At 70.0% G+C, this 22,112-nt stretch carries 18 protein-coding genes, 2 pseudogenes and 2 riboswitches; of the genes and pseudogenes, 8 read left to right on the top strand and 12 right to left on the bottom strand.

Annotation, left to right across the window (positions count from 1 at the left end):
- Positions 1–75 precede the first annotated feature (75 nt).
- The 6 genes and pseudogenes from ACGFRG_RS18265 to ACGFRG_RS18240 all read right to left on the bottom strand — a co-directional run.
- Positions 76–204: pseudogene (locus tag ACGFRG_RS18265) on the bottom strand (hypothetical protein); the annotation flags it as partial.
- A 129-nt stretch (positions 205–333) separates the two neighbouring features.
- Positions 334–432 (bottom strand): annotated as a pseudogene (locus ACGFRG_RS18260) (metal-sensing transcriptional repressor); the annotation flags it as partial.
- 118 nt (positions 433–550) lie between these two features.
- Positions 551–1,369, bottom strand: coding sequence for a LysM peptidoglycan-binding domain-containing protein (locus ACGFRG_RS18255; protein ID WP_361421674.1), 819 nt, complete (start codon positions 1,367–1,369; stop codon positions 551–553).
- A gap of 4 nt (positions 1,370–1,373) precedes the next feature.
- Positions 1,374–1,558, bottom strand: a riboswitch (cyclic di-AMP (ydaO/yuaA leader).
- Positions 1,559–1,884: 326 nt separating this feature from the next.
- The gene (locus ACGFRG_RS18250) at positions 1,885–2,559 is read right to left on the bottom strand and encodes a class I SAM-dependent methyltransferase (RefSeq protein WP_361421671.1); all 675 of its coding nucleotides are present in this window, start codon (positions 2,557–2,559) and stop codon (positions 1,885–1,887) included.
- Positions 2,560–2,785: 226 nt separating this feature from the next.
- Positions 2,786–3,340, bottom strand: coding sequence for a DinB family protein (locus ACGFRG_RS18245; protein WP_361421668.1), 555 nt, complete (start codon positions 3,338–3,340; stop codon positions 2,786–2,788).
- Between the two features lie 245 nt (positions 3,341–3,585).
- The gene (locus ACGFRG_RS18240) at positions 3,586–5,250 is read right to left on the bottom strand and encodes an alkaline phosphatase family protein (RefSeq protein WP_393264985.1); all 1,665 of its coding nucleotides are present in this window, start codon (positions 5,248–5,250) and stop codon (positions 3,586–3,588) included.
- Positions 5,251–5,555: 305 nt separating this feature from the next.
- On the opposite strand from ACGFRG_RS18240, the gene ACGFRG_RS18235 reads away from it, so the two are divergent.
- The 3 genes from ACGFRG_RS18235 (at position 5,556) to ACGFRG_RS18225 (ending at position 8,972) form a co-directional block, all read left to right on the top strand.
- Positions 5,556–7,226 (top strand): sodium:solute symporter family protein, encoded by a 1,671-nt coding sequence (locus ACGFRG_RS18235; RefSeq protein WP_361421662.1) that lies wholly within the window; start codon positions 5,556–5,558, stop codon positions 7,224–7,226.
- A gap of 20 nt (positions 7,227–7,246) precedes the next feature.
- A complete protein-coding gene (locus ACGFRG_RS18230) occupies positions 7,247–7,537 on the top strand; it encodes a hypothetical protein (RefSeq protein ID WP_361421659.1) in 291 nt (96 codons plus the stop codon).
- Positions 7,538–7,655: 118 nt separating this feature from the next.
- A complete protein-coding gene (locus ACGFRG_RS18225) occupies positions 7,656–8,972 on the top strand; it encodes an FAD-binding oxidoreductase (RefSeq protein ID WP_361421656.1) in 1,317 nt (438 codons plus the stop codon).
- A 63-nt stretch (positions 8,973–9,035) separates the two neighbouring features.
- On the opposite strand, the gene ACGFRG_RS18220 is transcribed toward ACGFRG_RS18225, so the two are convergent.
- On the bottom strand, positions 9,036–9,683 hold the full coding sequence (locus ACGFRG_RS18220) for an HAD family acid phosphatase (protein ID WP_393264981.1): 648 nt from the start codon (positions 9,681–9,683) through the stop codon (positions 9,036–9,038).
- A gap of 339 nt (positions 9,684–10,022) precedes the next feature.
- Between ACGFRG_RS18220 and ACGFRG_RS18215 the strand changes: the two genes are divergently transcribed.
- Positions 10,023–11,339 (top strand): aldehyde dehydrogenase family protein, encoded by a 1,317-nt coding sequence (locus ACGFRG_RS18215; RefSeq protein ID WP_393264979.1) that lies wholly within the window; start codon positions 10,023–10,025, stop codon positions 11,337–11,339.
- 195 nt (positions 11,340–11,534) lie between these two features.
- Positions 11,535–12,404 (top strand): AraC family transcriptional regulator, encoded by an 870-nt coding sequence (locus ACGFRG_RS18210; protein ID WP_361422142.1) that lies wholly within the window; start codon positions 11,535–11,537, stop codon positions 12,402–12,404.
- A gap of 112 nt (positions 12,405–12,516) precedes the next feature.
- On the opposite strand, the gene ACGFRG_RS18205 is transcribed toward ACGFRG_RS18210, so the two are convergent.
- Entirely contained in the window at positions 12,517–13,722 is a 1,206-nt protein-coding gene (locus ACGFRG_RS18205) for a HoxN/HupN/NixA family nickel/cobalt transporter (protein WP_393264976.1), read from the bottom strand.
- A riboswitch (cobalamin riboswitch) is annotated at positions 13,720–13,928 on the bottom strand. Its footprint overlaps the gene before it by 3 nt.
- A 205-nt stretch (positions 13,929–14,133) precedes the next feature.
- Here ACGFRG_RS18205 and ACGFRG_RS18200 point away from each other — a divergent pair.
- A complete protein-coding gene (locus ACGFRG_RS18200) occupies positions 14,134–14,895 on the top strand; it encodes a TetR/AcrR family transcriptional regulator (protein WP_361421644.1) in 762 nt (253 codons plus the stop codon).
- 150 nt (positions 14,896–15,045) lie between these two features.
- Positions 15,046–15,792, top strand: coding sequence for a hypothetical protein (locus ACGFRG_RS18195; RefSeq protein WP_361421641.1), 747 nt, complete (start codon positions 15,046–15,048; stop codon positions 15,790–15,792).
- 27 nt (positions 15,793–15,819) lie between these two features.
- Here ACGFRG_RS18195 and ACGFRG_RS18190 read toward each other — a convergent pair whose 3' ends face one another.
- Entirely contained in the window at positions 15,820–16,557 is a 738-nt protein-coding gene (locus ACGFRG_RS18190; protein ID WP_393264972.1) for a YcnI family protein, read from the bottom strand.
- 280 nt (positions 16,558–16,837) lie between these two features.
- Between ACGFRG_RS18190 and ACGFRG_RS18185 the strand changes: the two genes are divergently transcribed.
- Positions 16,838–17,701 carry a hypothetical protein gene (locus ACGFRG_RS18185; protein WP_361421635.1) on the top strand — a complete coding sequence of 288 codons (864 nt, stop codon included), beginning with the start codon at positions 16,838–16,840 and terminating at the stop codon, positions 17,699–17,701.
- Positions 17,702–17,771: 70 nt separating this feature from the next.
- Here the strand turns inward: ACGFRG_RS18185 and ACGFRG_RS18180 are convergent, their stop codons facing one another.
- The 3 genes from ACGFRG_RS18180 to ACGFRG_RS18170 all read right to left on the bottom strand — a co-directional run bounded on the left by ACGFRG_RS18180 (position 17,772) and on the right by ACGFRG_RS18170 (position 21,989).
- Complete coding sequence (locus tag ACGFRG_RS18180; RefSeq protein ID WP_361421632.1) at positions 17,772–18,878, bottom strand: alpha/beta hydrolase-fold protein; 1,107 nt, start codon at positions 18,876–18,878, stop codon at positions 17,772–17,774.
- Positions 18,879–19,167: 289 nt separating this feature from the next.
- Complete coding sequence (locus ACGFRG_RS18175; RefSeq protein WP_361421629.1) at positions 19,168–19,644, bottom strand: (2Fe-2S)-binding protein; 477 nt, start codon at positions 19,642–19,644, stop codon at positions 19,168–19,170.
- Positions 19,645–19,652: 8 nt separating this feature from the next.
- Positions 19,653–21,989: a molybdopterin cofactor-binding domain-containing protein gene (locus tag ACGFRG_RS18170; RefSeq protein WP_393264966.1), complete on the bottom strand. Its 2,337-nt coding sequence runs from the start codon at positions 21,987–21,989 to the stop codon at positions 19,653–19,655.
- Positions 21,990–22,112 lie beyond the last annotated feature (123 nt).

The following is a 22,112-nucleotide window of genomic DNA, read 5'->3' as shown; positions in this document are numbered from 1 at the left end:
GCGGAACGGGGCCTGCACCTCGGAGGTCTTTCCCGCATCGGTCAGACAGACCCCCAGCGCGTAACGTCCGCCGACGTCCTCCGAGAGCTCTCCCAGCAACTCCCGCAGGAGCGGTATCGCCTCTTCCGGCCTGCCCCGCCGGTGCAGATCGCTCGCCTTCTCATACAGCGACCCGCTGACCCCATCAGCTGACGACGCCGTCATGCCGCCCCCTGGCTCTCCGTAACCGACCCGTCACCGGGGCTTTGCCGAAGTGGATCGCGCGGGTGAGTGCGGCGGGCTGCCCGCCGCACTCACCCGTCAGGCGAGGGCGAGGAAGAGGCGTTCGAGTTCGGCCTCGGTCATCGCGATGACACCGGCCAGCTGGCCCTGGGCACGGCGCAGCCGGTTCAGTACGGCGGCGGTGGCTTCCTCGTCGACGGTCCTGGCCATGGGCGTGGGTCCCTCCTCGCTGCACGTCCGGGCCAGCGTACCCCCGGGGGTATCGCCGGACCGGGCGCCGAGGCGACCGTGGCGGTGCGGAAGGCGACGCCCTCGACCGGGGATCCGGTCAGTAGGCGCCGTTCACGTTGTCGATCGACCCGTACATCCTGGCCGCGTAGTTGCACGCGGCGGTGATGTTGGCGACGGGGTCGTAGCTGTCCGTCGAGGTGCCGGACACGTGGTACGCCTGGAACGTGGGGTCGATGACCTGGAGCAGGCCCTTGGAGGGGATTCCGGCGGCGGCGTTGGAGTCCCAGTTGTTGATGGCCAGCGGGTTGCCCGAGGACTCCCGCATGACGTTGCGGTAGATGCCGTCATAGCTGCCGGGAATACCGTGCTGGGCCATGATGTCCAGCGACTGCCGGATCCATCCGTCGAGGTTGTTCGCGTACGTGGTCGTCTTGGCGACGGCGGGCGTGGCCTGGGTGAGGGTGGTCGAGCGCGCGGAGCGGTCGGCGCGGGCGGTGGTGGCCGTACGGTCGGCGGTGGTGGCCGACGTCTGGGCCTTCGCCTGCTTGCCGAGCGTCAGTGTCAGACCGGGGTGGATCATGGTCGGGTCGGCGCCGATGGCCTGCCGGTTGTCCTGGTAGAGCGCCTGCCAGCCGCCGGTCACGTCGAGGTCGTGGGCGATCTTGGCGAGCGAGTCACCGGCGACGACCGCGTAGCTGGTGGGGGCGGTGTTCACGGCGGTCTTCACGGTCGGCTTGGCGGCCGCGACGACCGTCGCCCTGGCCGTGGTCGCGGAGTGCGCGACGGCGGGTGCGGCACCGGCGGTGGTCGCACCCATCACCGGAATGACGAGCGCGGCGCCCCCCGTACCTGCGGCGGCGAGGCCACGGGTAAGGGAGTTGGACTTGGGTCGGCGGTGCTTACCCTTTGCGGCCATGGCGAATTCCTCTCCTTCGCCTGCGAGGTGAGCTGTCGGGTTCGGGCAGGAGTTGCCCGGCCGCGGCGCACGCGGCTGCACCCCGAGCCGTTCCGGAATCCGGATCGGCGGCTTACCTGGGTCCCCCGCTCCTGCCATTCGTGTGTGTGGGAGGTTCCGGACGGCGGCAGGATTCGGCGGTCCATCCGGATTTAGCCGTGACCGTAAGCGAATAGGCCCGGGCGAAACAAGGACCGAATTCACCGCGCCATATCAGAGAAAGATCCACCGGAAGACGGGAACCCGGCACGCGGTCGGCCGAAATCCTCAACTCGCTTTGCCATAACGGACATTGGTCGGCCGCAGCCCTTGGGGCTGCGACCGACCACGTGACCCACTTCACTCCGCCGGGCCACATTTGCCATTCCGGCCGCCGATGCGTAAATGACGCCTAATTTACGCAATCACCTACACCGGCACCATTGGCGAAATAAGCAAGAAAATGTCCTTGCGGGATCATTTCGGACATTCTGCGGCTACAGCGGGCGCCGGGCCTTCAGCAGCCAGGAGGGCAGGTCGATCCGGGTGGTGACCTCGGCGCCCAGCTCGGAGGCCATCTCCGTGACCGCGATCTGCCCGACGATGGTGCCCGGCTCGATCGACTGCACCTCCCAGCCCGCCGCCGTGAACTCGCCGTACAGCTCGTCCTTGGTGGCCCGGTGGGGGCCGATGCCCTTGACGACCTCGACGAAGTCGGGGACCCGCTCGGAGAACGTGAGGATGTGCGCGACGCCGCCCGGCCGCGCCATCCGGTAGAGCTCACGGATGTAGCGCCCGCGCTCCGGCTCCTCCAGCGCGTGCAGCAGGGCGCAGTCCAGCATCGTGTCGAACTCGGCCTCGTAACCGTCCACGGCCGACAGGTCCGCCACGCCGAACTCGACGCTCACGCCCTGGTCGGCCGCCTTGCGGCGGCCCGACTCGACGGCCGTCGGCGAGAAGTCGAGCGCGACCACGTCGAGGTCCTGGCGCGCCAGGTACAGGGCCAGGCTGCCGGTCCCGCACCCCGCGTCGAGCACCCGCCCCTTGACGTCCCCGGCCTCGACGAGGCGTACGAACTCGGGCTGCGGCTCGCCGATGTCCCACGGCGGCAGCGCGAACGCCCCCTCGCCCTTGTACACGGCCTCGAAGCTCTCTGCGGCAGTGACAGTCATCAAGTGCGCCTTTCGTCATGGTCGTCGCACAGGCCCCCGTGGCCGGGCCTCGGCCCAGGCCCCGCTCAAGCACGTCCCAAGTGCCTCGGGGTATCGGCCCGTTGATCAACAACATATGACACGAGCAACGGCGTCAGGACTCCTTACTGTGCAACCGCGGAATCCGGCGGCGACGCCATCCGCCCCGGCCACAGCCCCCACGCCCGCGTCAAAGGCCACGCCCGTGTCACAGGCCGCGCGCTCCGTCGATCCGCTCGCGGAGCAGATCGGCGTGGCCGTTGTGGCGGGCGTACTCCTCGATCATGTGGATGACGACCCAGCGCAGCGACACCGTGCCGCGCCACGTGTCCTCGCCCACGACATCGAGATCCGGCGCCTCGGCGACGAACTTCTCGGCGAACGCCACCTCGGCACGCCACGCCTCCCACGCCTGTGCGACGACGGCGGGATCGGCCACCGCGTCGTCGAAGTCCCCGTCGGGGTTCGCCGCCGAGGCGAACCGGGACGGCGCGTCCTGCCCGGCCAGGACCTGCCGGAACCAGCGGCGCTCCACATCGGCGAGATGGCGCACCAGGCCAAGCAGCGACAGCGTGGAGGGCGCCACCGAACGCCGGGACAACTCCGCTTCCAGACCGGCGCACTTCAACTCCAGTGTCGTGCGCTGAGCGGCCAGGAAGTCGGCGAGCATGGTCCGCTCGTCGACGGTGGCACTGCTGCTGAACCGCCGATCCCGCTCGGCGTCGATGAACAACTCGGCTCTTCTGCTGCGTGGGCTCGTCATGACCCCATCATCGACCGGGCGCATCATGGACGGCACCATTCCCCGTGATCAATACGCCCCATTCACATGACGTGAGCGTCATCGAACTCCACGCCATTTTGTCGAACCGGGCCAACCGCCCAGGAATTCACCCCCCCCCCCCATGAATTCACCCCGCACGCGGCCGGCGCGCATAACGCGACGACGGCCACGGCGGGGAGATTTCTGCGCCCGCCCGCGACTTCATGGGCGGCAACTCATGCCATTCAGCGGGGGTTCGCGCCACCTCGCAGCGGCAGCACCCGCGTGTGCTCCTGACGTACGGCCTGGAGGTCGCGCGGGTCGAGGCCGAGCAGGGCCAGGATGGTCGGGGCGATCTGGGTGGTGTGGACGCGTGCCGCGTCGCGGACGCCCGCCGGGGTGCCCGCGCCGGAGACGACCAACGGGACGTTCACGTCGTCGGCGGCGGCCCCGCCGTGCTCGGCGATCTTCTTGGTGCCGCCGGTGTAGACCACGCCGTACTGGGCCACGCCGAAAACGTCCGGGACACGCGAATCACCGGGGCGCACGCCGAAGTGGTGGGCCGCGGCGTCACCCGCGTACACCGTCGCCAGACCGCCGCGCGTGAACGCCTTGGGCTTGGCGTCGATGTCCGTGCCGGTGCCGTGCTGCGCGAGCAGATACGTCCTGGCGAACTCGGCGGCGGCCTGCGAGCGGTCGCTCAGCCACAGCAGCATGGCGTCGTCGTCCGCGCTGTGCGCGACGAGGTCGCCCGCGCCCGGGTGCGCCTTCCTCCACGCCGCGTTGAGGCCGTCGAGGAGCGGGCCGTCGTCGACGCGGGTGAGCGCGGCGGGGTCGGCGGGCGACTGTCCGTGCTTGGCGGACAGGATGACGGTGGTGCTGGAGTCGAGGTGGCGGGCCTTCAACTCGGCGACCAGCGAACCGATCTCGCCGTCGACGAAGTCGAGGTTCTTGGCGAGCAGCGGCCCGGGCACGTCCTTGGCCGCGTAACCGCCCTTGAGCCCGTCGGAGGACGGCAGCTTCTGGGCGGTGGAGACGGACTGGAAGTTGAGGCCGAAGACCGCGGGCGTGCCGGTGCGGTGGGCGCCGCTGTGGTCGTAGCCGTCGATCTCGTTGCGGACGGCCTGGACCTTGTAGTGGTCGTACTGCTCGGTGGCCCGGTTGTCCTTGGTCCAGTCGGTCCCCTTCGGGAAGCCGATGGCGTTGGAGTTGATCTCCGGCGTGAACAGGTCCTGGATGCCGTTGCCCGAGGGCCCGTTGAGGATGTCGTACGCCGCGTGCTTGTCGGACCAGGCGGTCCGTAGCCCCGCCCGGCGCGCCACGTCGAAGACCGTGTTGACCCGCAGATACGCGTGCGGCGTCACCGGCTTGCAGGTCTTGGGGGCGACCGGCAGCGCGGCCGGGTTGATCAGCGTCTGCGGGCTGCCGGTCATGCGCAGGATGCTGCCGGGCAGGCCGGTGAGGCCCTGACCGGCGTCGAGCGCCGACTTGTCCTTGTCGAGGTCCTCGGTGAGGTCGACCTCGGCGCCCGGCTTGGCGTGGGCGCAGTCGGTGGTGCCGGCCGGGAGCAGCGCCCGGTCGTAGGAGTCGTCGTAGTAGACGCCGGTGGTGCCCGGGCCGCCGCCGGTGACCTGGGCGGTCATCCCGGGGAAGGAGTCCGAGGGGATGGTGGTCGCGGCGTGTGTGTACTGCGTGCCCCCGTGCACGAGGCGGGCGAGCGCGGAGTGGGGGTGCTGTGCGGTGTAGCGGGCGAGGTCGGCCTGGCGCAGGCCGTCCACGGAGATCAGCAGGACGTGCCGGGCGGCGGCGTGCTGCTTGGCCGGGGCGGCGCCGGCCTGGAGCACGGTCGTTCCGGCGAGCGCGCCGACCGCGCCGAAGGTGGCGGCGAGCCGGAGGAAGCGGCGGTTCACGGGTCTCCCCTGACGTAGGTGGAACCTGGGGTTGGGGGGTGTGTGCCCATGAGTAGTGACGGTGCGTGTATCGGGCGGGGCCCAACGGTGAACGGCCGGGGCATGGCCGGTATGGAACGGCCCATGCGAGGGCCAAGCTTCCGCCGCCTCCCGCCCGGTCCGGCCCCGGCCCGGCTCACACCGGGCCACCCCTCTTCGCGTGCTCGATCACAATCCAACAAACATTTCCAACAAAACTGTTCAGTTTCTGACCGCCGGGGCGTAGGTTCCGTTCCGATCAAGTTCGCGCGACGAAGCGGGTACGTATGCAATATCTGGCCGAGGGACTGCGGCTTCCCACCAACGGGCTCGACTACACGATTCTGGCGATCTACTTCGTCGTGGTCCTGGGCATCGGCTTCGCCGCCCGCGCGAGCGTGCGGACCAGCCTCGACTTCTTCCTCTCCGGGCGGTCACTGCCCGCCTGGGTCACCGGGCTCGCGTTCGTCGCCGCCAACCTGGGCGCCACCGAGATCCTGGGCATGGCCGCCACCGGCGCCCAGTACGGCGTGGCCGTCGTCCACTGGTACTGGATCGGCGCCATCCCGGCCATGGTCTTCCTCGGCCTGGTGATGATGCCCTTCTACTACCGCTCGAAGGTCCGCTCGGTGCCGGAGTTCCTGCTCCAGCGATTCGACAAATCCGCACATCTGCTCAGCTCGGCGCTGTTCGCGTTCGCCGCGATCCTCATCGCGGGGGTGAACCTCTACGCCCTGTCGATCGTCGTCGAGGCGCTGCTCGGCTGGCCGCAGTGGGTGGCCATCGTCGTCGCCGGGCTCTTCGTGCTCGCGTACATCACGGTCGGCGGGCTCTCCTCGGCGATCTACAACGAAGTGCTCCAGTTCTTCGTGATCCTCGCGGCCCTCATCCCGCTGGTCGTCCTCGGGCTCAAGCGGGTCGGCGGCTGGGGCAAGCTCAGCGACTCGCTGGAATCCGCGCACGGCCACAACTACCTCACCGCGTGGGGCGGCACCGGCATCGGCCAGGCCAACCCGCTGGGCGCCAACTGGTTGACGATCATCCTCGGGCTCGGCTTCGTGCTCTCCTTCGGCTACTGGACCACCAACTTCGCCGAGGTCCAGCGCGCCCTGTCCGCGAAGAACCTCAGCGCCGCCCAGCGCACCCCGCTGATCGCCGCGTTCCCGAAGATGTTCATCGTCTTCCTGGTGATGATCCCGGGCCTGGTCGCCGCCGTGCTGGTGCCGAAGATCGGCACCCCGGGCTCGGACCTCACCTACAACGACGCCATCCCGTATCTGATGCAGGAGCTGCTGCCCAACGGTGTGCTCGGCATCGCCGTCACCGGTCTGCTCGCCGCCTTCATGGCGGGCATGGCGGCCAATGTGTCGTCCTTCAACACCGTGTTCACGTACGACATCTGGGCCAAGTACGTGCGCAAGGACCGGCCGGACGCGTACTACCTGCGCTTCGGGCGGCTGATCACGGCGGTCGGGGTGCTCGCCTCGATCGGCACGGCCTTCATCGCCTCCTCGTTCTCCAACATCATGGGGTATCTCCAGACCCTGTTCTCCTTCTTCAACGTGCCGATGTTCGTGGTCTTCGTCATCGGTATGTTCTGGAAGCGCGCGTCGATGAAGTCCGGTGTGTGGGGGCTGCTCGCGGGCACCACCGCGGCGATGCTCAACTACTTCTGGATCTACAAGCAGGGCGTCATATCCATCCCCACCGACCAGGGCGCCAACTTCGTCTCCGCGATCGTCGGCTTCGCCGCCGGCGCGCTGGTCATGGTGGTCGTCACTCTCTTCACCGAGCCGAAGCCCGAGGCCGAGCTCGCCGGTCTGGTGTACGGGACGACCGCGCCGGGACTGGAGGAGCCGCCCGGCGACGGCGACGACGCCTGGTACCGCAGGCCCGCGCTCCTCGGCTGGGGAGCGGTGGTCCTCGCCGCGCTCTGCTACCTGCCCTACTCGCTCTGAACCGATCGAAGGCCCGGAACATGTCTGAACTGCAGCGCGAAGTCTCCGAGTTGGAGAAGAAGTCGGCCACCGCGGCCCGGCTCTTCGACATCCGCCGGATCATCGGCGGACTGTTCACCCTGTACGGAGTGATCGTCACGATCGCCGGGATCAACCCCTCCGACGCGGATCTCAAGAAGGCCGAGGGCGTCCACATCAACCTGTGGACGGGGCTCGGGATGCTCGCCCTCGGGCTGTTCTTCCTGGTCTGGCTGAAGCTGCGCCCCCTCGCGACGCCCCCGCCCGGGGACGAGGCGGAGGAAGAGGCGTAGCCCACTTCCCGCACCCCTCCCGTCACATTTCCCTCGCCCGTTCCGTCAGGGAAGTGATCGCGAAAGCCGGCCGGTCGGTTCCGGGGGCACACGCATGACGAGGAAGTAGGGAAGAACCATGAGCACGAACGCTCTCGCCGAGCTGCGGTCCCAGGTACGCGGCAGCGTCCTGCTGACCGGCGAAGACGGCTTCGACCAGGCGCGCCAGCCCTGGAACCTCTCCGTGCAACAGCCGGTCTCGGCCGTGGTCGAGGCCCTGGACGCCGACGACGTCTCGGCCGTCGTGCGGTACGCCGCCGCGGCCGGCCTCTCGGTCGCGCCGCAGCCCGGCGGCCGGGGCGCCAGCGGTGACGTGGAGGGAGTGATCCTCCTGCGCACCGGCAAGCTCGACGAGCTGCACGTCGACGCCGCCGCCCGCACCGCGCGCGTCGGCGCCGGCGTCCTCGGCGGCCAGGTCCAGGAGGTGGCCGGGCCGCTCGGGCTGACCGGGGTGCCCGGCAGCTCCCCGCTCGTCAGCGTCGTCGGCTACACCCTGGGCGGCGGGCTCAGCTGGTTCGGCCGCAAGTTCGGCTGGGCCGCCGACAGCGTCACCGCCTTCGACGTGGTCACCGCCGACGGCGCCCGGGCCCGCGTCACCGCCGACTCCGACGCCGAGCTCTTCTGGGCGCTGCGCGGCGGTGGCGGCGACTACGCCCTGGTCACGGCGATCGAGTACGACCTGCACCCGGCGCCCGCCCTGTACGGCGGCCGGGTGGTGTGGCACGGCAGCCAGGCCCCCCGCGTCCTGGACGCCTTCCGCCGGATCACCGCCGAGGCGCCGGACGAGCTGACCGCCTGGTTCAACCTGATGCAGATCCCGAACGGGCCCTCGCTCGTCACCGTGGACAGCACCTACCTGGGCGACGCGGCCGAGGGCAAGGAGCTGCTGAGCCTCCTCGACGAGATCGAGGGCGCCAACACCGACACGCGGGGCGCGCTCGCGGTGGCGGATCTCGGGCACATCACCGGCGAGCCCACCGAGCCCGGGCCCAGCGCGACCCGTGCCGAGCTGCTGACCGACCTGGACGACAAGGTCGCCGCCGCGCTGCTCGCGGAGCCGATCGACCCGCTGTTCGGTGTACACATCCGCCACCTGGGCGGCGCCTTCGCCCGGCCGACGGAGAACCCGCAGGGTCCGCTGACCGAGCCGTACACCCTCTCCATGTTCGGTGTGCCGTTCTCGCCGGACCGCGCGGCGGCCATCGGCGCCCGCCAGGAGGCGCTGGTGGAGTCGCTCGGCTCGTATGTGAGCGGCCGCAAGCCCTTCACATACCTCTCCCCCGGCGACTCCGCCTCGGCCGCCTTCGCCCCCGAGGCGCTGGCCCGGCTCCAGGAGGTCAAGCGCAGCCGTGACCCGCAGGGCGTCTTCCGCAGCAACTTCCCGGTGCTCGGCTGATCCCTCTCATGCCTGTGCCCCCATGGCTCGGCCATGGGGGCACAGGCGTGTCCGGGCGGACGGTCAGGACAGCTTGCCGCCGTAGTCCGGGAGCTTGAAGCTGCGCTCGGCGTGACCGCCGACCAGGTCGGTGGTGTTGTTGCCGAAGTTCGCGACGATCGTGTAGCCGCGCGCCTCGATCTCGGCCCGCTTCTCCGTCTTGTACGTGGCGACGTTCTCGAACAGGTCGTCCAGGTCGCGTACGTACAGACCGGTGACCGGGTAGCCCACTGCCTTGAGGTTGTACGAGGTGAGGGACTCGATGATGCCGGGGCGGGCGGTCACGAAGAAGACGGCGGCGCCCTCGGCGTTCGCCTCCCGCACCATGTCGTGCATGGACTGGATGGCCGGCGTCGGGAACGTCCAGAAGTGGTGGAAGTCCGTCTCAAGGGACGTGTTGTCGATGTCCAGGACGATCGCGGGCTTCTCGCCCGCGGGGGACGCGGCGAGGCGCTGCTTGAGGTACGGGCGGGCCACATCCACCACGGCGCCGACGTCGTGCAGCCAGGTGGTGTAGTCGACGCCCTTGGGCGCGGTGATCGCGGAGGCGCCGGCGGACTGGACGGCGACGGTGCGCGGGGCGGCCTCGGAGGCGGTGGGGGCGGCGATGAGGGCGGTCGCCGCGGCGGCCACCGTGACTACGGCGCGTGTCGTCCAAGCGGTGCGGTGCATGGGGGGTGTTGCTCCTCGGTCACGAAGCAGAAAGTCCCGCCGGGCGTCGGCGGCTACCCCGACCGCACGGCATTGACATGGTCACGGCCAACAATGATCACCTTCCGACCTGATGTCTACTGGCGGGTAGGAAATTTTTCGTTGACGCGAGATGAACCCATGGGCGGCGCCCAAGCGGGGCGTTCCGCGCTCGTACGGTGACGGAACGCAGTTTTCGGTCGATTGGTCGCGAGCGGGAATTTATTTTCCAGCCTGAACTGTTGGCTTTTACATCGAGCTGATCGCTCGACATCACCGGACGCGGACCGACGGGTACGCGCCCCCCAGCAGCGAGGCACCATGAACACCACCCCGGAGCAGCCCGCCGACACCGTGGCCCGGCTGCGCGCCACCTTCCGTACCGGTCGCACCAAGCCCGTCGAGTGGCGCACCACGCAGCTGCGCCGACTGCGCGAGATGCTCACCGAGCGCGGCGGCGAGCTCGTCGACGCGCTCCACGCGGACCTGGGCAAGAGCAGCGCCGAGGCGCACCGCACGGAGATCGGCTTCACCGTCCGGGAGATCGACCACACCCTCGACCACCTCGCCGAGTGGCTGCGACCGGAGCCCGCGCCCGTACCCGCGCACCTGGGCGAGGCGACGGCCCGGACGCAGTACGACCCGCTGGGCGTCGTCCTGGTCATCGCACCCTGGAACTATCCCGCGCAGCTGCTGCTCACGCCGATGATCGGCGCGCTGGCGGCCGGGAACGCGGTGGTCGCCAAGCCCAGCGAGCTGGCACCGGCCACCTCCGCCGTCCTTGCGCGGCTGCTGCCGCAGTACCTCGACGCGGACGCGGTGGCCGTCGTGGAAGGCGGGATTCCGGAGACCACGGCGCTGCTGGCCGAGCGGTTCGACCACATCTTCTACACCGGCAACGGCGCCGTCGGCCGCATCGTGATGACGGCCGCCGTCCAGCACCTCACCCCCGTCACCCTCGAACTGGGCGGCAAGTCACCGGTGTTCGTCGACCGGGACGCCGACATCGAAACCGTCGCCGCCCGGCTCGCGGCCGGCAAGTTCCTCAACGCCGGTCAGACCTGCGTCGCGCCCGACTATGTCCTCACCGACCCCGAGACGGCCCGCGCCCTGGAGCCCGCCCTGGTCACCGCCATCGAGGCGCTGTACGGGGCCGACCCGCAGGCGTCCGCCGAGTACGGCCGGATCGTCAACGAACGCCACTTCGACCGGCTGAGCTCGCTGCTCGACTCCGGCCGGACGGTCGTCGGCGGCGAGGGCGACCGCGCCACCAAGTACCTGGCTCCGACCGTCCTGGCCGACGTCGACCCGAAGTCGCCGGTGATGCAGGAGGAGATCTTCGGCCCGGTCCTGCCGATCGTCACCGTCGCGGACCTGGACGAGGCCATCGAGTTCATCAACGACCGCGACAAGCCGCTGGCTCTGTACGCCTTCACCGAGTCGGACACCACCAAGGACCGCCTCGCCGCCGAAACCTCCTCCGGAGGCCTCGGCATCGGTCTGCCGCTGGCCCATCTCACCGTCTCCGACCTGCCGTTCGGCGGCGTCGGCGAGAGCGGCATGGGCAACTACCACGGCCGCTACTCGATCGAGACCTTCAGCCACCGCAAGGCGATCCTGGAGAAGCCGCTGAGCTGATCCGGCCAGGGCCTGTCCGGTGGATCTGCCGGTGCGTGCGTCGCAGGGCGACGGGACCCCATTTCCTTGGGACCGGACCGACGTACGTATGTGCGCGCGTACCCGTGAACTCCACCCGACCGATTCGGGCACAGGATGTCGGGTCGGGCACAGTGGGTCCTTCCTAACGTGGTGATCACAAGGAAGGAGGCCGGGGTGCTGGAACGGCTCAATCAGGCCATGGACCACATCGAGGCCCATCTCGACCGGTCGATCGAGGCGGCCGAGCTGGCGCGGATCGCGGCGACGTCGGAGTACCACTTCCGGCGTATGTTCTCGGCGCTCGCCGGGATGCCGCTCTCGGAGTACATCAGGCGTCGGCGGATGACCGTCGCGGGTGCCGAAGTGCTCTCCGACGAGCGGACGTTGCTGGAAGTGGCGGTCCGTTACGGATACGGCTCGGGCGAGGCGTTCGCCCGGGCGTTCCGGGCCGTGCACGGTGTCGGGCCCGGCGAGGCCCGCCGCACCGGTGCGGCTCTGCACTCCCAGCCCCGGATGTCCTTCCGTCTCATCGTCGAAGGGAGCAGCAGTATGCGATACCGAGTGGTGGAGAAGGACGAGTTCCGGGTGGTCGGCAAGAAGGCCCGGGTCCCGCTGGTGCACGAGGGCGTGAACCCGGCGATCGCCGGGTTCATCCAGGACCTCGGGCAGGAGACCGTGCAGCGGATCAGCGGTCTGTCCGACCAGGAACCCGAGGGGATCGTCTCGGTCACCGACGACATCGACCCGAGCCGCGCGGAGGGTACCGAACTCGACTACTACCACGCGGTGGTGACCGGGCTCACCCCGCCCGAGGACCTGGACGCGCTCACCGTCCCGGCCGGTACGTGGGCCGTCTTCGAGAGCTCCGGACCGTTCCCGCAGGCGCTCCAGAACATGTGGCGGGACGTGTTCACGGAGTGGTTCCCCTCCAACCCGTACCGGAGCAGGCCGGGGCCGGAGATACTGCGCGTGCGGTACCCGCAGGAGCGGGCGGGACACGCCGACGCGGCACTGTGGATCCCGGTGGAGCGGGACGCCACCTGACCTCCCGGACATGCAGAAGTCCGCGGTTCCCCGCGCCCCTTGAGGGGCGCGGGGAACCGCGCGACCAGCCACCTACCGTTCGCCGACTGGGCGAAGTCCGACGTCGTCGCCTTCAGATGACGTCCGCGGCGGGTGCGGTCCCGTCGTGCGCCCCGTCGTGCGCGGCTCCCTCGGGTGCCGCACCCGCCCGGCCCTGGCCGGGCACGGCACCCCCCGGGGCGACCCGCACCGCCCAGCGCTGCTCGACCCTGGCCAGCCGCCAGTACGCCAGGGCCGCGGCCCACACGGCGACGAAGAGGCCGACGATGATGAACCCGACGTTGTCCAGGTTGAGTCCGGAGACCCAGCCGGTGAGCCCGTCACTCAGGTCGAGTTTGTCGTGCAGCACGCCCACCAGCTCGATCGTGCCGATCAGGAAGGCCACCGCGATCGAGAGCCCGGTGATGGTGAGGTTGTAGAACACCTTGCGGACCGGGTTGGAGAAGGCCCACTGGTAGGCGAAGTTCATGAACGTACCGTCGATGGTGTCGAACAGGCTCATGCCCGCCGCGAACAGCAGGGGCAGGCACAGGACCGCGTACCAGGGCAGTCCGGCCGCCGCGCCGGAGCCCGCCATGACCATCAGGGTGACCTCGGTCGCGGTGTCGAAGCCGAGCCCGAAGAGGAAGCCCAGCGGGTACATCTGGCCGGGGCGGGTGATCGACTTGGTGAAGCGTCCCAGGACGCGGTTCATGAACCCGCGTGAGTCCAGGTGCTGTTCGAGCTCCACCTCGTCGTACGTGCCCGCGCGCATCGCCCGGAAGACCCGCAGGATGCCGACGAGAGCGACGAGGTTGAGCGCCGCGATGAGGTAGAGGAACGAGCCGGAGACGGTGGTTCCCACCACGCCCAGCGTCTGGTGGGTGCGCGAGTCGTCGTTCATCAGGGTGCCCGCCAGCTGGGCGCCTCCGGCGACCAGCGCGGCCATCACGACCACCACGCTGGAGTGCCCGAGGGCGAACCAGAAGCCCACCGACACCGGCCGCTTGCCGTCGGCCATCAGTTTGCGGGTGGTGTTGTCGATCGCCGCGATGTGATCGGCGTCGAAGGCATGGCGCATGCCGAGGGTGTAGGCGGTGATGCCGAGGCCGAGGCCGAACGTCTTCGAGCCGACCTCGTAGTGGCGCGGCACCACCAGCAGGAAGAGGATCCCGAACGCGACGATGTGCAGGGCGGCTATCACCGCCAGCAGCCAGGCAGTTCGGACGGTGTCCTCACGCCGCCAGTGAAACGGAGTGGGCAGGGTCATTCGTTCACGCTCCAGCACCTCGTGGATCATTTCGCGAGATGCCGTGGCCGGTCTCCTGGCTTACGGGGTGTCGCACCGCCCCAGCCTTCCCGGTGTCCTCGCGGGCACCAGTGGCACAACGGGGCGGGCTACCCGAAGCCGTTCATGGCCTGAACGACGTGGGACCCGATCACAGTGGCGAGGGCCGCTCCGGTCTTGCACCGGTCTTCCCGAACACCACGGCCCGCCAACCGTAGGTGGGGTCCGCCTGACCTGCAAGTCCCGGTAAGTGGAGGCAGTTGCTCCGGAACAGCCGGCGAGGTCGGGCCGCCGAGGGTGCCGCCATCGAAGACGGACGGACCGGCTCCGCGCCACACACTGTTCGTGCTGCGTACGGCGTTCGTGGCCACGTACAACGTGCCGTCGAGCGGATACCCTGGAGCGCGAGAGAGAGGAGGCCGGATGCCGGCCGAAACCCAGCCGACGCGGAGCATCCCCTCGGTGTGGACCCGCCCCCAGCGCCGCAAGCGTGAACAGCCGTCGCTGAGCCGGGACCACATCGTCTCGGCCGCCCTCGAACTGCTCGACGCGGAGGGCATCGACGCGCTCAGCATGCGCAAACTCGGCAGCCGCCTCAACGCCGGCGCCACCTCGCTCTACACCCATGTGGCGAACAAGGACGAGCTCATCGAGCTCGTCGTCGACGAGATCTACGGCGAGATCGAGGTCCCGGACACCACGGACACGCCCGACGAGTGGCGCGCGGCCGCCACCCACTGCGCCCAGAGCCTGCGCTCCGCCTTCCACCGCCACCCGTGGATCGTGTCGGTGCTCGGCGAGGCGGGGGTGGCCGCGCTCGGGCCCAACATGATGCGGATGTCCGAGGGCCTGCTCGGCGTGTTCGAGCGGGCCGGGTTCACCCTGGAGGCGGCCGACCGAGCCGTCAACGCCGTCGCCGCGTATGCCATCGGAGTGTCGACGACCGAGGCCGCCTGGCTCACCACGCTCGCCCGCAGCGGTATGAGCGAGCAGGAGTGGGTGACCGGCCTGTGGCCCGCCGCCGAACGGGCCGTGGAGCCCTACCCCAGGCTGCGCAGGCTCTACGCCCTTCAGCGCGAGCAGCAGGTGGACAGCGCCCGCGACGACGGCTTCACCGACGGCCTCGACTGCGTACTCGACGGACTCGAAGCCCGGCTCGCGCGCACGCGCGGCGCCACCGGCTGACGTACGGGCCCGGCCGCGTCGAGGCGCCTCGGACAGCGCCTCGACGTGCCGGTCCGCCCGGCCCTGGTTACGCTGCGCACAGCGCGACGGGCACGGGAAGGGGCCGACCGCATGGACGACCGGCAGCGGCCCGGCGGACGGGCCTGACCCATGGGCGACTGGTACCGGCGCGAGATCCTGGACCCGGGCAAACAGCCGCTGCTGTTCCTGCTGCTCGGCTTCCTGGGGGCGTTCTTCTTCATCCGGTTCAGCGTGCGGATGATCCGCGCCGAGGTCTCCTGGTGGCCCAGGAACGTCACGCCCGGCGGGCTCCACATCCACCATGTGGTCTTCGGCGTCGTCTTCATGATCATCGGCGGTCTCGGCCTCGCCTCGCCGATCGGCGGCGAGCGCCCGTGGGCCGAGATCGAGGCCGCACTCTTCGGCATCGGCACGGCGCTCGTACTCGACGAGTTCGCCCTGATCCTGCATCTGCGGGACGTCTACTGGTCCGAGGAGGGGCGGCTCTCCGTCGACACCGTGGTGCTCGGCGCGGCGGTCTGCGGACTGCTGTTGCTGGGAGCCGCGCCGTTCGGCGTCAACGACGCCTCGGTGAACGGCGCTCCCGTATCCGGCTGGACGTACGCGGTCGTGGTCGGCGTCAACTCGGCCTTCGCGCTGGTCGCGCTGAGCAAGGGCAAGGCCTTCACCGGCCTGCTCGGCGTCCTCGTCCCGCTGTTCGCCGTGGTCGGCGCCCTGCGCCTGGCCCGCCCCGGCTCGCCCTGGGCCCGGGCCCACTACCCGCCCGGCAGCCGCAAGGCCGAACGGGCGCGGGTCCGGGAGGAGCGCGAGGGCTGGCGCCGCCGTCTGCGCGTCAGGGTCTACGACGCGATCGCCGGCCGCCCCTCACTCCCCTGACCGGACCCGCCCCCACCCCGAGACGGATCAGCCGCGTGCGGACCTGGCGCTGCGGATGGCGAAGGCTGCCGCGGCCACGCCGAGCACTCCGACGACCAGGCCCGCGATGCCGATTCCCCGGGCCGTGGAGTCGCTGGCGGACGCACTGGCGGCCGCCCGGGGGGCGGTCGAGGCGGACGGCTGGGTGCCCGGCTTGGACGGCTGGGGCGACGGCTGCGTGAGGTTGAGCACCGGCGCCGGGTTCGCGGGCTCGTCCTGGCCCGGGTGGCTCGCGTCGATCCAGCGGACCACCTTGCCGTCGGAGTACGTCTGGAGCGTCTTGAAGGTCAGCTGGTCGGCGCTGTCGGGCAGTTGGCCGTACGCGACATGGAAGTCCTGGTACTGGCCGGGCTTGATGGTGCCGCCGGTCCAGGTGATCTCCGAGACCGCCTCGCTGATCGTGCCGTCGTCGGTCTTGACCGGGGTCTTGAGCTTGGTGGTGGTCACCTGCGCGGTCCAGCCGCCCTCGGGGGTCACCAGCATGGAGAGCACCGGGTGGTCGGTGGGCACGACCACCTGGATCTTGGTCGTGTCCGCGCCGCTCTCCTCGTTGGGCACCCGGAAGGTCAGGACGCCGTCCGTGGCTCCCTTGGCGGCGTTGTCCGCGTGCACGGTGACGTGCGCGAACGCCGCGCCCGTGGCGGTGAGCAGCCCGGCGGCCGCGAGCCCGGCGACGACGGCACTGCGGGACAGGGCGCGCCGGAGCGCGGTGCGGTGCTGGAACATGGCCGGAACTCCGTATCAAGGGGGACGGGCGGATCATCGGTGGCACGGGGCCCTCGTGCCCAGCGGATTGTGTCATCCGGACCTGGGCGGCGGGACACCACCCGGCAGCTGACGGCCTCGCCGCCCCGACGGTGCCGACGCGCCCACCGACCGTACGGCAAAGGATGGTTAAAGCGACGCAACCGGCAGGGGTCGACCGGGCTCTTGTCCCGTGAGCGCCCTTCCGGGCAGAAGCCGGTGAACGCTTCCCGGCAGGGGAAGAGTCCGGGGAGGCAAACACGTGTCGCGCAGGACGGTTCGGGCGGCGGCGGTCATCGGTCTCGCCCTGCTGACCCCCTGGTGGGGCCCCGCTTCCGGCGCTTCGGCCGACTCTCCCGCACCCACGGCTCCCGCGAGCGCCGCCTCCGGGCCGCGGCTGGACTTCTTCAACGGCGCCCGGGTCGAGGCCGGTGACTCCTTCGGCGTCGGCATCCGGGACATGCCCGCCGGGTGGGACGAGGTCACCGTCACCTCGCCCGCGCTGGTGAAGCCGATCCGCCTCACCCCGGACGGGAAGGGCTCCCGGAACTCCGCCCTCCTCCCGGCGGCGGGCGGCTACCCCGTACGCGCCGACACCGCGCCGGGTACGTACACGCTCACCGCCACCAGCCACGGCCGGGCCGTCGCCACGGCGCCGCTGGAGGTCGCGCCGGTCAACTCGCTCACGATCCGCCGGTTCGGCGTGCTCACGCCCTCCCTGCGCATGGGCGACCCCGTACGGCCGGGCAGCAGGGTCGTCGTCGTGCTCGCGGACGACCACTTCGACCAGAGCGGGGGCTCCCGCGTCGTCAGGTCACCCGCCTTCGAGCACGACGTGACCATCAGGACGCAGAGCCCGGACGACCCCGGCTGCAAGTGCGACGACGGCTCCACGCTGTTCGCGGGGCACATCACCCTGCGCCACGATCTGCGGCCGGGGACGTACCCGCTCACCGTGGTCCCCGGCCACGGCCGTCGGCCCGTCACCGGGGAGGTCACCGTGGCCGGTGAGCCGGTCTCGCACTCCGGCCCGTGGCTGATCGGAGCGGCGGTCGCCGGGGCCCTCGCGCTGGGCGCCGTCGGCGTACTGCGCCGCCGTGCCCGTATGCGCCGCACCCCGGCCTGAGCGCCGCACGGAAAACGGCGGCCGGTCATCCGCCCGGCCGCCGCTCACCTCTCACACCTCACACCCCGCGTCACGGCGCGGCAGTGGGCCCCTCGATCTGTTCGCTGATCCACGCCATGCTGCTCTCGTCCATCCCCTTGATGTACGTGACCGCGTTGTGCTGACCGCCCTGGATGACCTCCAGATGCGTGTGGATCGGCCCCTTGTTGCCGTAGGTGGCGATGTACTTGTCCACCTTCGGGATCACGGACTTCTCCTTCGTCCCGTACTGGAACGCGAGGTAGACGTCCGGCCCCTTGGCGGCGATCAGCTGCTTGGAGAGCACCTCGGGGTTGTTCTCGGCCTTCTCCTTCGGGTGCCCGTTCCACAGCCGCGAGTCGGGCACGATGTCCGGGCCCGAGGCGATGACGGCCTTGAACTTGTCCGGGTGCTTCAACACGGCCTTGAGGCCCGCGAAGCCGCCGGAGGACGAGCCCATGAAGGCCCAGCCGTCCCGCGACTTGATCGTCCGGAAGTTCTCCTTCATCAGCTCGGGCACGTCCTCGGTCAGCCAGGTGCCCATCTTCGGCTGGTTCGGGATGTCACTGCCGTCCCAGTAGAGCCCGCCGTCGTCGGGCTTCGGGTTGAGCACCGGCATCGCCAGCAGGAACGGTTTGCCCTTGCCCGACTCGGCCCACTTGGAGATGGACGACTCCAGCTTGAGGTTGTTGTCCATCCAGTAGTTGTTGGGGAAGCCGGGGCCGCCCGGAAGCGCGATCAGCACGGGGAAGCCGCTCTTCTCGTACTTCGGGTCGTCGTACTCCTTCGGCGCCCAGACCCACACCTTGCCCGTGAAGCCGGACTTCTTGCCGGTGATCGTCGTGACACCGACGTGCGTGCCGTTGCTGAGCGTGCTGGAGATCTTGAACTTGGCGTCCGGCCCGGTCGGCATCAGCGTCTTGGAGTCCGCGGGCTGCTGCTGGGCTCCGCCGGGCTTGTTGTCGATCTTGCCGTACGAGATCGGGTCGCCCTTGTCCGTGAAGGGCGGTATCTGGAAGTAGCTCATGACCGGCCAGGCGATCGCTCCCAGCAGGACAACGGACGCCACTACGAAGAACCACCTCCGGGCCTTGGAGGCGCGGCGGTGGCCCTGGGACTGGTATGTCTCGCTCCTGGTCCGGGTGGACGCGTGCGACATCAGATGGCTCCGGCTTGCTTCTGCCCCTCGGGGCACGACGGTCGTGTTCCGCCTCCGGGGATGGACAAAGCCTGGACAAGGGTTCCAAATTTACCGAACCGTGATCAAGGCTTGACGCTCTCCGGACCAACGCGGCGATCATCCCACGAGTGCTGACTATCCCCCTGCATACCAGGGCTGACGCCCGCCCCGTGGCTGTTCGCACGAGATTACCGGGCGCCCGCCGCCACGCTGTGTGTCACTTCGTGAACGGTGCGTTTCAGGCGGACCTCTGGAAGCAGGTGGACCTCTAGAAGTTCTTCGCTCCCGCTCTGATCGCCTCGCGGATGCGGTGGTAGGTGCCGCAGCGGCAGATGTTGCGGATCTCGTCGAAGTCCGCGTCGCCGATCTCATGACCGGCGGCGCGGGCCTGGCGGACCTTGGCGACGGCGGCCATGATCTGGCCGGGCTGGCAGTAGCCGCACTGGGCCACGTCGTACTCCAGCCACGCCTCCTGCATCGGGTGCAGGTCCTTGCCGACCGTGGCGGGCAGGCCCTCGATGGTGGTCACCTCGTCCGTCGGGCCGATGTCCTTGACCGGCACGGAGCAGGGGTTGAACGCCTTGCCGTTGATGTGGCTGGTGCAGGCCTGGCAGACGCCGAGGCCGCAGCCGTACTTCGGTCCGGTCACGCCCAGGACGTCGCGCAGCACCCAGAGCAGCCGTACGTCGTCCTCGACGTCCACCGAGACCGGCTTTCCGTTGAGGATGAAGGTGTGCAGAGGCACGGATGCTCCTAGTAGGCGCGGCCGAGGCCGTCGGTGGGGGACGCGGGGATCGGGGGCACGGTCGGCAGCGGCTCGAAGCCGAGCGGGCCGTCGTGGTTGATGGGGAAGGTGGTCGGCATGGTGTCGGTGGCCCGGCCGTAGGCGCAGGCGACGGCCGCCATCGCGCCCGCGACGGCCAGCTCCCCCGCGCCGCCCGGCTTCTCACCGGTCGGCGGCATCACGATGATCTCCAGCTCGGGCGGCGTGTTCCACTGGCGGGTGTAGAAGTAGTTGTCCCAGCTGCCTTCGAGGAAGTGGCCGTCCTTGAGGTGCAGACCGGAGCTGAGGGTGACGGCGATGCCGTCCATGATCCCGCCCATCATCTGGGCCTCAAGACCGCGCGGGTTGACGGCCAGGCCCACGTCGACCGCGCATACGACCCGGGTGACGCGCGGGCCGGTGTACGCGTCGGGGATCTGCCGGCCCGTGGTCTCCGGGCGGCAGTCGATCTCGGCGAGGACCGCGACGAACCCGTGGTACTCGGGGTGGACGGCGATCCCCTGCCCGGTGCCGGCCGGCATCTCCCGGCCCCACTCGCCGACCTGCGCGACCTTGTCGAGAACCGCCCGCGCCCGGTCCTCCTTGAGGAACTGGCGGCGGAACCGGTACGCGTCCTTGCCCATCCTCGCCGCGAGCTGGTCGACGACGAGCTCCTGGGCGCACCGCACGTTGGGCGAGTAGATGTTGCGCATGCTGCCGGTGTTGAAGCCCTTGTCCACCTCGCTGAGCAGCTGGGTGGTCGCGCCGAAGTGGTACGGGCTCTGCTGGGTGAGCTCGAAGATCGTCTCGGAGAAGGCGAGGTCGCCCACGGGGAGCTTCGCCGCCATCGAGGTGATGATCTCGCCGAGCCCGTGTCCGAAGTCGGTGGCCACCGAGGTGTGCCGCTGCTCGTACGAGAGGACTTCACCGAGCGCGTACGTCGCCCGGACCCGGGAGGTGGACATCGGGTGGGTGCGACCCTGGCGGAAGTCGTCCGTGCGGTGCCACATCAGCTTGACCGGCTTGCCCATCGCCTGCGATATCTGGGCCGCTTCGATGGCCGCGTCGAAGAAGAGCTTGCGGCCGAACGAGCCGCCGCCCTCGGTGACATGGACCTTGACGGCGGACAGCGGCAGACCGAGCTTGAGCGCGATCCGCTCCTGGGCGACGATCGGGGTCTTCAAGGACGCCCAGATCTCCGCCCGGTCGCTCCTGACGTCCGCGATCGCGCAGTTGGGCTCCAGGGCGCTGTTGCTGGCGAAGTGGAAGGTGAAGCGCGCGTCCACCGACTTGACCAGGGGGTCCAACGCGGGGATCACCAGTGGGAGTTCGGCGCTCCGCAGCTCCTTGAGGACGGTGGCGTCGGACGCGCCCTCCGCGGTGCCCGGGCCCCAGGACACCCGCAGCGCCCGTACGGCGTCGATGCACTGGCCGAAGGTCCGCCCGCGCACGGCGACGCCGGTGGGGACGGTGACGACATGGGTGATGCCGGGCATCGCGAGGACGTCGGCCCGGTTGTCGACCGACCGTACCGTTCCGTTGATCGTCGGCGGGCGGCACACCATGGTCGGCAGCGCGTCCGCGACCTGTGTGTCCATGGCGAACCGCTTGCGCCCGGTGACGGCGGCGAGCGCGTCGATCCGGCCGCGCGGGGTACCGATGACGCCGAACTGCGCGGGCTTCTTCAGCGTGACCCCGAGCTGGAGCGTGGTCCGGCTCGCGGCCTTCGCCGCCAGCTCGCCGTAGGTCGCGCTCTTCCCGCGCGGTGAGGTGACCACGCCCGCACGGGTGGTCAGCGTCGAGGCGGCCTCGCCGAACTGCGCGGCCGCGGCCTCCAGAAGCCGGGCCCGGGCGGTCGCCGCGGCCACCCGGATCGGGGTGAACGTGGAGATCGTGGTGTTGGACGCGCCGGTCATCTGGTTGAACAGGAGCTCGGGCCGCGCGTCCGCCAGCGAGACCTTCACCTTCTCCAGCGGCAGGTCCAGTTCCTCCGCGATCAGCATCGCCGAGGAGGTGGTGATGCCCTGGCCCACCTCCGCGCGCGGCAGCACGAAGGAGGCGGTGCCGTCCGCGTCGACCTGGATGGTGATCAGGTTGGCGGTCGGCAGCGCGGCGTCCGTGAGCATGTCGTTGAGGTCGTAGATCTCGGACGGCCCGGGGAGCGACGGGACCGCCGCCTCGGCCCGTCCGGGCGCGACGGCCGACTCACCGAGGCTCGCGGCCACCGTCAGCGTCGAGGCCGCGAGCACATATCCCAGAAACCGCCGCCGTCCCACCTCATGGGCGGTGACCTCGTCCGCACGCTCCGGTCGACCCGACGCTGCCATCAACTGTCCTTTCGTCCAACCGCGCATCCGCGCGGGGTCAGCGTCACATATTTCTCACCAGTAACACCAGATGTGTAACCGGACGCGTGACGGGGCGTGTAACAGGACGTCAGCAGGGCACGA

The organism is Streptomyces sp. NPDC048696 (assembly GCF_043198895.1).
Taxonomy (GTDB): Bacteria; Actinomycetota; Actinomycetes; order Streptomycetales; family Streptomycetaceae; genus Streptomyces.
Note: the sequence above shows the minus strand (reverse complement) of the source record. Positions and strands in the feature narration are given on the sequence as shown.

What these genes read in the sequence shown, in the direction of transcription:
- ACGFRG_RS18255 (WP_361421674.1), bottom strand. Translation starts at nt 1,369, where the DNA reads ATGGCCGCAAAGGGTAAGCACCGCCGACCCAAGTCCAACTCCCTTACC.
- ACGFRG_RS18250 (WP_361421671.1), bottom strand. Translation starts at nt 2,559, where the DNA reads ATGACTGTCACTGCCGCAGAGAGCTTCGAGGCCGTGTACAAGGGCGAG.
- ACGFRG_RS18245 (WP_361421668.1), bottom strand. Translation starts at nt 3,340, where the DNA reads ATGACGAGCCCACGCAGCAGAAGAGCCGAGTTGTTCATCGACGCCGAG.
- ACGFRG_RS18235 (WP_361421662.1), top strand. Translation starts at nt 5,556, where the DNA reads ATGCAATATCTGGCCGAGGGACTGCGGCTTCCCACCAACGGGCTCGAC.
- ACGFRG_RS18230 (WP_361421659.1), top strand. Translation starts at nt 7,247, where the DNA reads ATGTCTGAACTGCAGCGCGAAGTCTCCGAGTTGGAGAAGAAGTCGGCC.
- ACGFRG_RS18225 (WP_361421656.1), top strand. Translation starts at nt 7,656, where the DNA reads ATGAGCACGAACGCTCTCGCCGAGCTGCGGTCCCAGGTACGCGGCAGC.
- ACGFRG_RS18220 (WP_393264981.1), bottom strand. Translation starts at nt 9,683, where the DNA reads ATGCACCGCACCGCTTGGACGACACGCGCCGTAGTCACGGTGGCCGCC.
- ACGFRG_RS18215 (WP_393264979.1), top strand. Translation starts at nt 10,023, where the DNA reads ATGAACACCACCCCGGAGCAGCCCGCCGACACCGTGGCCCGGCTGCGC.
- ACGFRG_RS18205 (WP_393264976.1), bottom strand. Translation starts at nt 13,722, where the DNA reads ATGATCCACGAGGTGCTGGAGCGTGAACGAATGACCCTGCCCACTCCG.
- ACGFRG_RS18200 (WP_361421644.1), top strand. Translation starts at nt 14,134, where the DNA reads ATGCCGGCCGAAACCCAGCCGACGCGGAGCATCCCCTCGGTGTGGACC.
- ACGFRG_RS18195 (WP_361421641.1), top strand. Translation starts at nt 15,046, where the DNA reads ATGGGCGACTGGTACCGGCGCGAGATCCTGGACCCGGGCAAACAGCCG.
- ACGFRG_RS18190 (WP_393264972.1), bottom strand. Translation starts at nt 16,557, where the DNA reads ATGTTCCAGCACCGCACCGCGCTCCGGCGCGCCCTGTCCCGCAGTGCC.
- ACGFRG_RS18180 (WP_361421632.1), bottom strand. Translation starts at nt 18,878, where the DNA reads ATGTCGCACGCGTCCACCCGGACCAGGAGCGAGACATACCAGTCCCAG.
- ACGFRG_RS18170 (WP_393264966.1), bottom strand. Translation starts at nt 21,989, where the DNA reads ATGGCAGCGTCGGGTCGACCGGAGCGTGCGGACGAGGTCACCGCCCAT.